We start from the raw sequence: 15090 nt of genomic DNA, 5'->3' as shown, positions 1-15090 counted from the left end.
TATGGTTGTATGTTGTCTATTTTTAAAACTGTAAAACAATACTAAGTAAAACCGACAATAAAAAAGTACCTAAGGCTACCTTCTTCAGTTCCGGATCAAGTTCACGGGGAACAGTATTTTTGCTAACTGTTTTTATGTGAAGTAAAAACGGAACATAGGCTATTAAAAACAGGTACTGTAACGGTTTAAAGTTATACAAGATAGCAAATAGCAGCGTTAAAAACAATGCTGTTAAGATTATTGTATAATGATATATTTTAGCTTTTTTAGCCCCCATTTTCACCACCAACGTGTTTTTACCCGACATAGTATCGGAAACCTGATCGCGCATATTGTTTAGGTTTAATACGGCTACACTTAATAACCCTATTGATATTGCCGGAAGTACAATTAAAATATCCAGCTGCTTTGCAAATAAGAAATAGCAACCTAAAACACTTACAAGGCCGAAAAAGATAAATACAAACAAATCTCCCAGCCCTTTATAACCGTAAGCGGAGTTACCTACAGTATATTTTATGGCTGCAGCAATTGCCGCCAATCCTAAAAAGAAAAAGAATAGTGAGTACGTAAGATTCTCTTTACCAAAAGACAGGTAAATAAGCATTACTGCAGCCACAAGGGTTAATAATGATGTTATTACAATACCCTTTTTCATAGCACCAACAGTAATAGCACCACTTTGTATAGCACGCTGAGGGCCAATACGATTTTCGTTATCGGTACCCTTTACGCCGTCTCCATAATCATTTGCAAAGTTTGAAAGCACCTGTAAACCTAAAGTAGTTAGTAATGCGAAAGCAAATATGCTCCAGTTTTTCATTCCTTGTGAAAAAGCATAAAAACTACCTACAAGTATCCCTGATACTGATAATGGTAAAGTTCTTAATCGTGCGGCTTCAAGCCAGGCTTTTGCATTTGCCATTTGTATAGTCGAAAAAATTAATTTTAATATTACATCCAGTTCTTATCGGTTGTCTCTACCTGATACAACCAATAATTAACCAATTCTTTTAGCTTTATATATCCTGTTAATCCAAAAGTAAGATTGCCTCCGGCCGTATGCAAAGTTACGATTCCTATATCATAATTTTTATGCCAAAAGTATTGTGTAAGGCTAACTCCCTGAATTTTGTGAGGTGCCAGTATCTCTGTGCTTATATCCCATGCTCCGCTTTGCTTTATAATGAAATCATTATTTACAAAGAGTCTGTAATTCCTGAAAGAAAAGAAAATAATGATACTTACAAAAAGTACATATACAGCAAGGAACATTACATAATCTATCATTTCCGGCGACAGGTAAACTAAAAAGAAATAAATTCCTGAAGGGATAAGAATTGCTTTTACTATCTGAAATATTACTTTACGTATACTAGGTCTTAAACCAAGCCCCTTTTCAGGTATTTTACCTAAAAGGAACTGCATCACGGCATCTTTTTCACTATCATTACAACCGGGTATTTCAATAGCCGATTTTAAATGGTCCTTATTAGATGTCTGGTTATATGCCTGACGTATCCTAATATCCTGTATTTTTAGTTTCTTCTGAAAGAAGTTTCTCCCAACAGCAAGAATCTGTACCTTTTCAGGGCGAATAATAGTACTCTTAGTGTTTATTAATCCAAAAGAAAGCAACAGAGAGTTTTGTTTGCGAGTGATTTTAAAATCAAAATACTTGATAATAGTGCGTAAAAGGTTTACTACCAATGTAAGTACTAATATGATAATGACAATAGTAGTTATAAACCTAAGGAACAACTCGGCGTTTATATACTCCTTTAAAGGGTCTTCTTCATAACCTGTTGCCTGAATTATATCTTCAATATATTGATATATAGAGATAAAAAAGGCGAAAAGTAAGGCAAAACTGCGTGTGTAGTTTGATGTGATACCTGTTTTTAAAAGCGTAATAAAGCTTATCTGAATAAAAGGATGTTCTTTTTCGTACTGTCTGATCTTTACCTCTCCTTCTTCGGAAATATCACTGTTTTCAGTAACTTCATTTTCGTTTTCCAGCAATCTTTCCTTGAGTAAAAGTGCAAGATTATGATCGATAGCCCTTATGGAAACCTCTTTTTTACTACTACCTGCAGTGTCAACTTCTAAAGCATAAACATTAATTATTCTTTGTATAAGTGACTGATTGATATTTACCTGCTGTATTTTATCTAAAGGGATTGCTAGTCTGCTCTTATTTAAAATTCCTTTACGGATAACAAACTCCTCGTTTTTCTCATCAAGAAAAAAGGTGAAGTTAAGGTACTTAAGGTATGCTATAATGCCAACCAAAACGATAATAGCACCAGCTCCTGCTAAAACAGAAAGTTTATTAAGATCTTTAAATCTAAAAATCCAAACTATAAGAATAGGCCATAAAGCACGTATTGCTCCCTGAAAAGTGTCGGCAAACATAACCACAACACCTACTAAAGACTGTCGTTGCGGTTTACTGAAATCACTCTTCATTTGTGTTCTCCTGCTTTAATATTTTTCCAACTAAAAGCTGCTTTATATTTTCAGCATGTTGTTTTTCTATACCTGATATTTTTATATCGCTACTGTCACCACCGGCAGTAAATACCTCTACTGAGGCAAGTCCGAATTTTCTCGAAAGGATACCCTCGTGCAAAGCAACGTGCTGTACCCTGTTATAAGGGATAATTGTAGTTGTAGTAGCTATAACGCCACTTTTGTAAATAACATCATGATTACGAAAAGCAAATCCCCTGTTCTTAAAACTTAAGTTAGTAAGTACTATGCTTATAAAGAGAAAGACAGTATATATTATAATTGCCGGGATTATATAATCTCTCGCCTGTTCTATAAAATATAAAGCTGCTCCCCCTGCTATAGCAACTATTATATAAATAAGCGCCACATTAAAGAACATTATTTTCCTGTAATCAGGCTGTAATACAGTAAGAGCTGCTTCCTCAAATTTAGGCAAGGAAGCAGTATCTATAACATTATTTTCAAATTCGTTATTTATGGTATCCATTTGATATCCCTAAAGTTAGGTTTTCTCTTTTCAAGGAAAGCATCACGGCCTTCTTTAGCCTCTTCTGTCATGTAAGTTAAACGGGTAGCTTCTCCGGCAAATACCTGTTGTCCTACCATTCCGTCATCAGTAAGGTTAAAGGCAAACTTAAGCATCTTAATAGATGTTGGAGATTTATCTAATATTTCCTGCGCCCATTCATAGGCAGTATCTTCAAGTTCAGCATGAGGGATAACAGCATTTACCATTCCCATCTCATAAGCTTCCTGAGCCGAATAGTTTCTTCCTAAAAAGAATATTTCACGGGCACGTTTTTGCCCTACCATTTTAGCCAGGTAAGCCGAACCGTATCCACCGTCAAAACTGGTAACATCAGCATCAGTCTGTTTAAATATGGCGTGTTCTTTACTGGCAAGGGTAAGGTCGCAAACTACGTGAAGGCTATGTCCTCCTCCTACTGCCCAACCGGGAACAACCGCGATAACCACTTTGGGCATAAAGCGTATTAAACGTTGTACTTCAAGAATATTAAGCCTGTGCATACCGTCATCACCTACATAACCTTGATGTCCACGTGCCTTTTGGTCACCCCCGCTACAAAATGAATAAACCCCGTCTTTGGAAGAAGGGCCTTCTGCAGAAAGTAATACAACTCCTATCGAGGTATCTTCTCTGGCATCAAGAAAAGCTTCAAAAAGTTCGCTGGTGGTTTTAGGCCTGAAAGCATTCCTTACATCGGGTCTGTTAAAGGCTATACGGGCAACGCCGTTACATTTTTTATAGGTTATATCTTCAAATTCCTTTACGGTTTTCCAGTCTATAGTACTCATATTTGTATAATATTTCCCGTAAAAATAAGCCATTTTTTGCATTTGCCAATAAAATAAGCCTAATGAAAAAAGTCTCTTTATATAATTTACTTTATCTCAAAAACTTAGGGGTTCAGTACAATAAAACTATAGTTTAAATTGTTAACCTTGATAAAAAAGAGGGGTAAAAAAGTTTCAATTATTTATATTTGCGCTTCCACGCTTTTTCCTCACATATAGAATACAGAAATATAAAGAATGAAGTTTTTAAGATTTATACCTTTTATACTATTATTTACTGCAGCAACATCATGTAAAAAAGATAAGCCTGTAATAGCCCAACATGTAAAGAAAGTAGAAAAAGATACTGTTTTAAGAATTAAGCCTCTTGATATAAAATTAAACAAAGTACCACAAAGCTATATAAACTCTAAAAAAGCCAGTATTGATAACTTTTACAATAATATATGGCCTAAAGATAATTTAAGCGGAGGATTTTTGGTTGCCAAAAACGGTGAAATATTATATGAAACCTATGGAGGACTGGCGAACAGAAGTACTAAAGAAGAAATCAATTCACATACACCCCTACATCTGGCTTCGGTTAGTAAGGTTTTAACGGCTGCTGTTGTGCTTAAGCTTATTGATTTTAAAAAGCTGGAACTGGATCAAAAGGTAAACACCCTATTTCCTGAATTTCCTTATGAGGATATTACTATAAAAATGCTTTTGAACCACAGAAGCGGATTACCAAACTACGCTTATTTTTGTGATGACAGTAAGATTTGGGATCGTAGTATGCTGCATAATCAGGATATTCTTGACCTTATGGCTAAACACAAATTTGATCTTTACTTTAAACCGGACAAAAAGTTTGGTTATTGCAATACTAATTACGCTATGCTGGCTCTTGTAATTGAAAAGGTTACAAAAATGAATTACAGGGATGCCATGAAAAAGATAATTTTTGACCCTCTAGAAATGAACGATACTTATGTATTTAATTATGAAGAGGACAAAGAAACAGCCAGCCGTTCTTATAAAGGCAATAATGTACTGTACGGTTTTGATTTTCTTGATGATGTATATGGTGATAAGAATATCTATTCAACTCCAAGAGATTTACTGAAGTTTGATATGGCTACCTATTCTCACGACTTTTTAAACCCTGAGCTTGTAAAGCAGGTGTTTAAAGGTTATAGCTATGAGAGCAAAGGAGTTAAGAATTATGGCTTAGGCATTCGCCTTCGTGAATGGAAAACCGGCGAAAAACTCTTTTACCATAACGGATGGTGGCATGGTAATACTTCATCATATGTTACCCTTAAAAAAGATACGGTAACTATTATAGCACTGTCTAATAAATTCAGCTATAAGCCTTATAAGGTTTCTAAACTGGCTCCTTTGTTTGGGGTATATCCAATGAAAGATGCCGATGAGGATTTGTTTGATTAATTGGTTTAACCAATTTTTACAGAAGTCATATTAAGGGAACCTCCTACCATTTTATCATTAAAGAAACTTAAATCGTCTTTATTATCCTGTAAGCCTAGGATATACATTAAAGGATAGTAATGATCTGGTGTTGGTATGGCTAACTTGGCAGCTTTATTCAGACTTTCATAATCCATAAGGGCTTTATGGTTTCCGTCTGCTATCTTTTCCTTAAAGACATTATTCATTTCTATAGCCCAGTCAAAGCCATAATCAGGTTCGTTTAACTTTTTCCAGTCAATCATCCTAAGGTTGTGAACCATGTTTCCACTACCAATAATCAGTACGCCTTTTTTACGTAATGAAGAAAGTTGTTTAGCAAGTTCATAGTGATAGGAAGCAGGCTTGCTATAATCTATACTTAACTGTAATACCGGAATATCAGCATTAGGGTACATATGCCTTACTACTGTCCAGGTACCATGATCTAATCCCCAATCGTGGTCTAAACCTACCTGTGTGCTTGTAATAAGTTTTGCTGTTTCTTTAGCCAGTTCTGGATTTCCTTTAGCAGAATACTGAACATCAAACAATTCCTGAGGAAAACCGCCAAAATCGTGAATTGTTTTCGGGTCTTCCATTGCTGTTATGTGTGTTCCTCTGGTAAGCCAGTGAGCGGAAACTACAATAACAGCCTTGGGGCGGGTTATCCCCTGTCCCATTTTAGACCATGTTTGAGAAAACTCGTTATCCTCTATGCCATTCATAGGAGAACCGTGACCAATAAACAATACAGGTAATTTTTCATCCTGTTCGTTAAGATTATCTGTCCAGTTTTTAAAATTATGTAATGACATAATGGTTGAATCAGTCTTTTATAAGATAAATACCGTCTTCTTTTATTTCTATAAGCCTTTGTTTGTATAATGAACCAATTGCTTTTTTAAAAGCCTTTTTACTCATCTTAAGAACCGATTTTATATCTTCAGGATGGCTGTCATCAGTAAGACGTAAAAAACCCCGACTATCACGAAGCTCCTCAAGTATCTTTTCGGCATTAGGCTCAATACCCTCAACTCCTGCTTTTTGTAAAGAAACATCTATCTTATTATCAGGCCTTATGGCTTTAATAAATCCATTCACACGATCACCTGTCCTAAGCTCTTCATATACTTCATCTTTGTAAAGAAGCCCTTTATGTTTACCATTGATAATTACATTAATACCCATATCGGTAATATGAGAAACAATAAGGTCAACTTCCTCTCCTACTTCAACAGAAAGCTCTTCATTATCAAGGAAACGGCTTAGCTTACTGGAACCTACAAGTCTGCCTGTTTTTTCATCAATATACATATGGATTAGGTAACGCTTACTTTTTTCCATTGGTCTCGCCTGTTCCCTAAAAGGCACAAATAAGTCCTTTTCCAGACCCCAGTCAACGAAAGCCCCAAATTTATTAATATAACTTACCCTTAAGTAAGCAAAATCATTAAGGGTTATATAAGGCTTTAAGGTTGTAGCTACAAGCCTTTCCTCATGATCAAGATATACAAATACAGCCAGTTCATCTCCCATTTCAAATTTGCGAGGCACATATTTATTAGGAAGCAGTACGTCTTTACTGCCGTCTGTTAAATACAGTCCTACACTGGTGTCTCTTTCTATTTTAAGCGTATTATATTGTCCTATCTCTATCATTTGAGCTGTTATATGTTATAAATGTACGAAGTTTTGCGCTACAAAACTCTTTAAGCCAGTGCTTTAAAATATTCTTTAAGTATTTTGTCATTAAGCTTTACAGGAGTAAATATCTCCAGTATTTTTGGTTGTCCCGAATTACTGAAGAAACTTTGAAATTGACTTTCCAGTTCAGGTTCATTAGTAGCAGTATGGTATTCAAATCCAAACATTTTAGCTAAATGCTCTGCGGTCTGATTATGTTCAGTTTCAAAATAGGTATTAAATACCTGATTTTCCTGATGACCCGGTAATATCCTAAAGATACCACCACCTCCGTTATTAATAAGTATTATTTTAAAATCTTTAGGAATATAGCTGTTCCATAATGCATTACTGTCATAGAAGAAGCTAATATCTCCTGTAAGCATTATGGTTTCTTTACCGCTTGCCAAAGCGGCACCAATAGCTGTAGATGTACTGCCATCTATACCGCTTGTACCCCTGTTACAAAATACTTCTACGGTAGACTTTATATCAAAAAGCTGTGCATAGCGTATTGCCGAACTGTTACTTATCTGCAATTGACTATTATCCGGTAACACCGGTAATAATTTTTCAAATACCTTAAAATCACTAAACGGAACATCCGTAAGGTATTCTTCATGCTTCAGTTTTCTGTAGGCTTTTACTTCCAGAGCTCTTTTGTTATAGCTGCTTTCAACATTATTGGTAGCAGGTAAAAAACGGTTTAAAAATGCGTTTGGTTCTGCTATAAAATGTTTAGTTAAAGCATCAAAAGTATCATAAGCCCTTAAAGTATCTATATGCCAGTGTTCATGTGGCTTATATGTCCTTAAAAAGGCTTTAATACGTTTAGAAACCACCATGCCTCCAAAAGTCAGAAGGATTTCCGGGCTAAATGCCTTAAAATCCTCCTCAGTAAAAGGAGTTATAATAACATCAATACTATTAAGGAAGTTTTTATGATGAAGGTTTGATGTTGTTTCAGTCATAACTACTACAGATGGATCTTCCGCCAAACGTTCAATTATAGCAGCATCTATTGAGTTAGGATCATTAACGCCTACCAGTACCAGTTTCTTTTTGGCTATATTCCATTTCTCAACATAAGGACTTAAATCCTCTGCAAAATGGTTTTCAAAAGCAATGTCCTGAATGTTTGGAGTAACAGATAGCTCTTCAACCAAATCATACAAAGGTTCTTCAAAAGGAGCATTTATATGCACAGGGCCCTTCTCACTAATAGCTTTTTCTATAGCCACATTTATCTTATTATCGTTCTCGTGAGAAGCTTCCTCCAACAGGTTTGCTGAATAGATAATATGATTTGCATAAACATTTTCCTGACGGATGGTTTGTCCGTCACCTATATCAATTTTATCATGAGGCCTGTCGGCAGAGATAACGATTAATGGTATCTGACTGTAAAACGCTTCAGCAACGGCAGGATAATAATTCAGTAATGCCGACCCTGAAGTACAAACCACAGCAACAGGCTTTTTAAGCTGTTGGGCCATGCCAGTGGCAAAAAAAGCAGCACAGCGCTCATCGGCAATACTGTAGCATTTAAAAGCCGGATTATTAGCAAAACCTATGGTAAGAGGAGCATTACGTGATCCAGGAGATATTACAATATCAGTAACGCCTTTAACCCTGCATATTTCAATAATGCTTTGGGCTAAAGGTATTTTAGGGTACATCATTTAAGTCGTTCTTTATTAATGCGGGAATTAAGCCAAAGGCTTATTATGATTTGATCCAGTTTACAATTTCAGGATCCTTAGGTGTAGTACGCGGACTAACAACCTTTACAAGTTCACCATTTTCGTTGATAAGGTACTTTTGGAAATTCCACTCCACTTCGCTGTCCTGAAGTCCGTTTTTACTTTTTTCTGTAAGAAAATGGTAAATCGGAGCCATATCATCTCCTTTTACAGAGATTTTAGACATCATAGGGAACGTAACGCCGTAGTTTTTCTGGCAAAATGAAGCTATCTCTTCGTTAGAACCAGGTTCCTGTCTTGCAAAGTTATTTGCCGGGAAACCTACAATAACAAGTCCTTTATCCTGATATTCTTTGTAAAGTGCTTCAAGTTCTTCATACTGTGGCGTAAGCCCGCATTTAGAAGCTGTATTTACAACTATTACTTTTTTCCCTTTAAGGGTTGAGAAGTCAAAATCTTCACCATAAAGGTCTTTTACTTTAAACTGGTATATGTTTTCTTTAGTCATGGACTCTGTATTTTCTATGGTTTGAGCAGCCTCTGTAGTCGCTGCCGTTTCTTTCTGAGTATTGTTTTTACAACTTGTAAAAGCGATTAGCCCTAATGCTAGTATTGCAATTTGTTTCATGATTTTATTTTACTGTAAAATTAAATAAAAAATCGGTTAAGCTAAAGAATTCAGTATATTTAAACTTACTAACCAAACATCGCTGCCAATGTTCTTTTTTCATACTATATTCAGTTTCTTAAAAAACAGGGAATACAGGGATCTTCTATATACTACAATGATAATTTTAATAATAGGAACAGTATCCTACCATTACATTGAAGGCTGGGGTATTATAGATTCATTATATTTTTCTGTAGTTACCTTAACTACCATAGGTTTTGGTGATTTTTCTCCTCAAACAGATCTGGGTAAAATTTTTACCATTATATACATCATTCTGGGCATAGGTATTATACTTCAGTTTATTAATACAGTACAAAACCACTACAGCGAAACCCGAAACAAACGACATAAAAAGCATTAAAAAAGCCCCTTTAACAAGGGGCTTTTATTTTATTTATTCTTTCTTAAATGTTTCCAGTACTGAACAAATGAGAATCCTCCAAGAATTAAAACTCCCAGAGCCATCCAGAAGAAATACATTGGGGTCCTTACCTCTCCGCTCGCGTAAGAGTGTAATCCTGTAAGATAGAAATTCACACCGAAGTATGTCATTAATATAGAGGCATAAGCCAATACACTAAAGAAGTTGAATATCCAAAGTCCTCTTAGTTTTGGAACAAAACGCATGTGTATAACAAACGCATAAACCATGATACTTACCAGTGCCCAGGTTTCTTTCGGGTCCCAACCCCAGTAACGTCCCCAACTCTCATTTGCCCATTGTCCGCCAAGGAAGTTACCAATGGTTAACATTACCAAACCAACTGTTAAGGCCATTTCGTTGATATATGTTATTTCCTTGATATTAAGGCTCATTATCTTTTTATTCTTACTATTAGTAGACAGCATTAATAACATAGCCACAAGACCTAATACCATACCTAATGTAAACGGACCGTAGCTACCTACAATTACTGCTACGTGAATCATTAACCAGTAAGAGTTTAGTACAGGAACAAGGTTACCTATTTCAGGGTCTGTCCAGCTCTGGTGTGCTACCCAAAGTACTATTGCAGCTACAAATGCGGTTGCAGGTACTGTAAGTTCAGATTTGCGTCCAAATGCCAAACCAAAAAACATTGTTGACCACCCTACAAATATAACCGACTCATAAGCATTACTCCACGGTGCATGCCCGGATACATACCAACGGGCAATAAGTCCGGCTGTGTGTAATACAAATAAAACTATTGTTATAACATGGAAAATCTTAACAGTTTTGTTTACCCATTTTCGGGATTTAAATATTTTAATTATTACAAATACAAACATTAAAATCCCTACACATGCATACATTTTGTAAAGATTTTTAAAAATGTCATATTTATTATATGCTATTTCCGCACTTACCTTATCATCACCTGGCATCACTTCGCCTCCAAATTTGTGCTGATAATTTGTAAGTCCTTCTACCACACTGTTTGCCAGAGTATAATCTTTATCCTGAGATGCCTTTTCTATTGCCTGTACATAGAAAGGTAGTATATTCTTAGCCTTTTGTAAATCTTCATTTTTAATTTCTCCGGCTTCATTATAAGAAACCCATTTGTTATTAGGGTCGTTAGGAACAGGGAATACTTTCAGGACACTTCCGCTAAGGGCAGAATATAAAAGGTTTATTCTTTTATCAATATCCATATAGTCCTTATCAAACTGATTAGGTACTGTTTCCCTATAAGCTCTTTCTAAGGTTTGGGAAAGCTTATAGTTACCCTGCTGATCAAAGAAATTAGCTAAAGAAGCATATTCAGCATCTTTTTCTAATCCTGCTACAATCCTAAGGCTGTCGTTCCCTCTCTTTAGGTAAATTATAGGTGCATTATACCAAACTTCCGGCAGGTGAGTTATAGATAAAAATACCTGATCGGCATTCATATCCTTGTAAGTATCTTTTTTACTCACTTTCCTTAAAAGTTCTGAAGCAAAAGTGTTTACAGGCTTCATCCTACCTCCCGCATCCTGTATAATTACACGACCAAATTTAGCAGCATGTTCCTTACTTACTTTATAAGCACTTATTATAGAATCTATCTGTTTTTCACTAGGAACCTCATGAACATGCTGAGAATACCCTGTAAAGCCTAGTAAAAGCAACACCATCAAACTGATAGCTTTAGCTTCCTCCAGTTTCTTAGCCCTTACTTTATCAAGCTTTCTCTTAAGATCGCCAAAGCGCGTATCCTTAGTAAATAATATCCCCATTAAACCTAAATACAGTAAAAAATAACCTATATAGCTAATCCATGTGCCCCAAAAATCATGGTTAACAGATAGTTTTGTTCCTTTTTCATCCGGATCAAATCCTGCCTGGAAAAAGCGATAACCTCTGTAGTCCAGTACATGGTTCATATAAATACGGGTATTAAAAGTGTTATTTTCTTCTTTATCTAATACAGTCACTTTACTTTCAAATGAAGCATAGCTCGATTCTGTACCGGGGTACTTTTCCGCAATAAAATCATTAAGTTTTATATCAAATGGAAGTTCGTAAGTTTTACTGCCATAAATAAGAGTATATTCTAGATTTCCAATTTTTATTGATTGTGGCACTCCCATTTTTTGTTTACCGCCTAAAAGGGTTACATCCTTTTCTACCCCTTCATTTTTAATAGTAACCGTAAGAGCGGCATCTTCTTTAGTTTTATAGTCTCCATTAGATTTGTAAACCATTTTCCCTTTTATAGGAGCATCAGGGAATACAAACTGGGATCCTGCAACATTATAAAGAGACCTGAACATTAATGGCTGTATCGAATCGGCATATACAACGCCCTCCATTCTGTCGGCCATTCGCATAAAATTACCTCCAAAAGCAGAGTTAATAGTGTAAATATCCTGAACAGAATTAATGTTTACCGCACCTTCTGTTGGCTTGTTAAAAGCAAAGAGTATATTGTGAATACTCTGAACCTCGCCTTCTTTAAGGTAATGCTCATGGCGGCCACCGTCTCCGGCTTCTACCATTTTAATATAATTTACACCATCTTTATCTTGAACAATGGTATCTTTAGCGCCAAGTAAAAAATCTTTGTACTCTATAGAAAAAGGAGTTTCGTCAAATTTCTCGTTTATAGAGAAATGATTACTTCCCAGCATTCCTATAAACCAAGGCTTATCACCTTCGGGAGTCATAAGGAGTTCTTTAGAAAAAGTCCTTCTTCTCATCTCTCCCTTATACTCACCGTCTACAAGAACAGTAAGGTATGTTTTATCAGAATAGAAATGATTCTCTGTCTCCCCTTCCCTTATCGGCATCATTCCTTCATAACTGATATAACGTGTAACAAAAGCACCCAGAATAATTAAAATAAAAGAAAGGTGAAGCAGTAATGTAGCCCATTTTTCTTTTTTATGGAGCTGGTAGCGTTTTATATTACCTATAAAGTTAATTATGAAAACAAGCATAATGACTTCAAACCATCTTGCGTTGTAGATATACAATCTTGCAGTTTCTGTATTGTATGCGTCTTCTATAAAAGTGCCTATTCCCATAGCAGCTGCAAAAACTATAAAAAGAACGGCCATTAAGCGTGTAGAAGAAAGGAAGGAGAATACTTTATCCATGTTAGAGTGGAAAATATTGTTTTTAAATTGTTGCAAAAGTACTTAAAACTTCATTTTTAAAGTTTATTTTAACTATTAAAAATTTAAGGAAATTTCTTCCTCATATACTTTTTATAAAGTCTGTTACTTATTTTTGCTTTAAAGCTTTTGTTTTTAATGAGCTTATATCAACTGAAAAACTAAACATTATTAATGAAAAGAATCTATTGTACCTTACTGGTGTGCCTTATGGGGTTTGCATCATTTGCTCAGGAGGCTGAGCCAAACAATCAGGATAAGTTTGACGATTTTATGTACAGGCGCGGCAATGTTTACAGGGCTGCATCAGGAGTACCGGGGCCGGAATACTGGCAAAACGGGGCTGACTATGTAATTGAAGCCGAACTTGATGATGTGAACAACATTTTAAAAGGAAAGCTTACCATGACATATCATAACAACAGTCCGCAGGATTTGGATTTTGTATGGATGTATGTGGAACAAAACCGCTTTACCCCAGATTCAAGAGGTACATTAACAACGCCTATAGCCGGTAACAGATATTCAGGTGATACTGATGGCGGACTTAAAATAAGTAAACTTGCAGCGAACAGTGGCGGAAAAGAATCTAACCGTTACCTGATAACCGATACCAGAATGCAGGTTTTCTTTGATAAACCCATAGCTGCTAAAGGCGGTAAAGGAACCGTTAGTATGGATTTTGAATTTAAAATCCCTCAGGAAGGTATGGACAGGATGGGCCAATACAAAACTAAAGAAGGTGTAACCTACTCTATGGCACAATGGTATCCAAGAGCTGCCGTGTATGATGATGTTGTAGGCTGGAATACCGAACCTTATTTAGGTGCCGGTGAGTTTTATGTTGAATATGGTAATTTCGATTATAAAGTAACCGTGCCTTATAATTATATAGTTGTAGGTTCAGGAGAACTTATTAATCCTAAAGATGTACTAACTAAAGAAGAGGTAAATCGCCTTGAAAAAGCCGCTGCAAGTGATAAGACCGTTTATATTATTTCACCTAAAGAAGCAGGAAATACTTCTGTTACAAGGCCGATTCAAAACGGTAAGCTTACATGGCATTTTAAAATGGAAAATACTCGTGATGTGGCTTTTGCTGCGGCAAAGAACTTTATATGGGATGCGGCAAAAATAAACCTGCCAAGTGGTAAAAAAGCAATGGCGCAGTCGGTTTATACTAAGGAAAGTGACGGAGATAAAGCATGGGGACGCTCTACCGAATATACTAAAGCATCAATAGAACATTATTCTAAAATGTGGTACGAATACCCTTATCCTAATGCGGTAAACGTGGCTTCAAATGCCGGAGGTATGGAGTATCCGGGAGTTTCTTTCTGCCATGCCAGAAGTCGTGAAGCCGATTTATGGGACGTTACCGATCATGAATTCGGACACAATTGGTTCCCTATGATTGTTGGCTCAAACGAACGCCGTTATGCATGGATGGATGAAGGTTTTAATACTTTTATCAACTACTACAGTACAGTTAACTTTAATAATGGAGAATATACATCGGATGTTGCAAAAAGCCGTAATCGTGTAATGTGGTTCAGGTGGAGCGGTAGGGAAAGTGTTTCTACATACCCTGATGTTGCAAAAAGCATGAATCTTGCTTACACTGCTTACTATAAGCCGGCAACAGGCCTTATTATGCTAAGGGAATATATATTAGGGCATGATCGTTTTGACAATGCCTTTAAAACCTATGTAAACAAGTGGGCATTTAAACACCCTCAGCCTTCGGATTTTTACAACTGTATGGAAAATGTTGCCGGAGAAAACCTTAATTGGTTCTGGAAAGGTTGGTTTGTGGGCAATGGCAATGTAAACCTGGCAGTAACCAATGTATCGCAATATGATAACGATTCAACCATAATTACATTTGCTAACAAAGGTGATATTCCTATGCCGGTGGTATTTAAAGTAATTTACGATGACAATTCAACCGAAATAAGAACACTGCCTGTAGAGGTTTGGCAAAGAGGTAACGAATGGAAATACCTTTTAAAATCACCTAAGAAAGTTAAGATTGTTGACATAGACCCCGGAAGGTTTTTACCGGATATTGACGGAACAGACAATTCCTGGATAAAAGAAGAGCAAAAATAACAACATATTAAAGCTGGCATTTTATTATAATGCCAGCTTTATTTTTAATAA

12 protein-coding genes are annotated in these 15090 nt (G+C 36.0%); 3 read left to right on the top strand and 9 right to left on the bottom strand.

The window, feature by feature from the left end; genetic code table 11:
- Positions 1 to 22 precede the first annotated feature (22 nt).
- The 4 genes from menA to FUA48_RS13655 are packed head-to-tail and all read right to left on the bottom strand — an operon-like array spanning position 23 to position 3831.
- Complete coding sequence (gene menA, locus FUA48_RS13670) at positions 23 to 925, bottom strand: 1,4-dihydroxy-2-naphthoate octaprenyltransferase (protein ID WP_147584044.1); 903 nt, start codon at positions 923 to 925, stop codon at positions 23 to 25.
- A gap of 29 nt (positions 926 to 954) precedes the next feature.
- Positions 955 to 2469 (bottom strand): PH domain-containing protein, encoded by a 1515-nt coding sequence (locus FUA48_RS13665; protein ID WP_147584043.1) that lies wholly within the window; start codon positions 2467 to 2469, stop codon positions 955 to 957.
- Positions 2459 to 3001 carry a PH domain-containing protein gene (locus FUA48_RS13660; protein ID WP_147584042.1) on the bottom strand — a complete coding sequence of 181 codons (543 nt, stop codon included), beginning with the start codon at positions 2999 to 3001 and terminating at the stop codon, positions 2459 to 2461. The genes FUA48_RS13665 and FUA48_RS13660 overlap by 11 nt, the downstream gene beginning before the upstream one ends.
- Positions 2989 to 3831: a 1,4-dihydroxy-2-naphthoyl-CoA synthase gene (locus FUA48_RS13655; protein ID WP_129749977.1), complete on the bottom strand. Its 843-nt coding sequence runs from the start codon at positions 3829 to 3831 to the stop codon at positions 2989 to 2991. The genes FUA48_RS13660 and FUA48_RS13655 overlap by 13 nt, the downstream gene beginning before the upstream one ends.
- 237 nt (positions 3832 to 4068) lie before the next feature.
- On the opposite strand from FUA48_RS13655, the gene FUA48_RS13650 reads away from it, so the two are divergent.
- A complete protein-coding gene (locus FUA48_RS13650; protein WP_147584041.1) occupies positions 4069 to 5265 on the top strand; it encodes a serine hydrolase domain-containing protein in 1197 nt (398 codons plus the stop codon).
- Positions 5266 to 5270: 5 nt separating this feature from the next.
- Here the strand turns inward: FUA48_RS13650 and ygiD are convergent, their stop codons facing one another.
- The 4 genes from ygiD to FUA48_RS13630 are packed head-to-tail and all read right to left on the bottom strand — an operon-like array spanning position 5271 to position 9300.
- Positions 5271 to 6101 (bottom strand): 4,5-DOPA-extradiol-dioxygenase, encoded by an 831-nt coding sequence (ygiD, locus tag FUA48_RS13645; RefSeq protein ID WP_147584040.1) that lies wholly within the window; start codon positions 6099 to 6101, stop codon positions 5271 to 5273.
- Between the two features lie 10 nt (positions 6102 to 6111).
- Positions 6112 to 6945, bottom strand: coding sequence for a CvfB family protein (locus FUA48_RS13640; protein ID WP_147584039.1), 834 nt, complete (start codon positions 6943 to 6945; stop codon positions 6112 to 6114).
- Between the two features lie 50 nt (positions 6946 to 6995).
- Positions 6996 to 8651, bottom strand: coding sequence for a 2-succinyl-5-enolpyruvyl-6-hydroxy-3-cyclohexene-1-carboxylic-acid synthase (menD, locus tag FUA48_RS13635; RefSeq protein ID WP_147584038.1), 1656 nt, complete (start codon positions 8649 to 8651; stop codon positions 6996 to 6998).
- 43 nt (positions 8652 to 8694) lie between these two features.
- The gene (locus FUA48_RS13630) at positions 8695 to 9300 is read right to left on the bottom strand and encodes a glutathione peroxidase (RefSeq protein ID WP_147584037.1); all 606 of its coding nucleotides are present in this window, start codon (positions 9298 to 9300) and stop codon (positions 8695 to 8697) included.
- 88 nt (positions 9301 to 9388) lie between these two features.
- Here FUA48_RS13630 and FUA48_RS13625 point away from each other — a divergent pair, with 88 nt between their 5' ends.
- A complete protein-coding gene (locus FUA48_RS13625) occupies positions 9389 to 9706 on the top strand; it encodes a potassium channel family protein (RefSeq protein WP_147584036.1) in 318 nt (105 codons plus the stop codon).
- Positions 9707 to 9735: 29 nt separating this feature from the next.
- On the opposite strand, the gene ccsA is transcribed toward FUA48_RS13625, so the two are convergent.
- Positions 9736 to 12909 carry a cytochrome c biogenesis protein CcsA gene (gene ccsA / locus FUA48_RS13620; RefSeq protein WP_147584035.1) on the bottom strand — a complete coding sequence of 1058 codons (3174 nt, stop codon included), beginning with the start codon at positions 12907 to 12909 and terminating at the stop codon, positions 9736 to 9738.
- Between the two features lie 192 nt (positions 12910 to 13101).
- On the opposite strand from ccsA, the gene FUA48_RS13615 reads away from it, so the two are divergent.
- Positions 13102 to 15039, top strand: a complete 1938-nt coding sequence (locus FUA48_RS13615; RefSeq protein ID WP_147584034.1) for a M1 family metallopeptidase — start codon at positions 13102 to 13104, stop codon at positions 15037 to 15039.
- Positions 15040 to 15090: the final 51 nt, after the last annotated feature.

Origin of the sequence: Flavobacterium alkalisoli (assembly GCF_008000935.1) — a bacterium.
Classification (GTDB): domain Bacteria; phylum Bacteroidota; class Bacteroidia; order Flavobacteriales; family Flavobacteriaceae; genus Flavobacterium; species Flavobacterium alkalisoli.
This window is presented reverse-complemented; position numbering and strand designations above follow the sequence as displayed.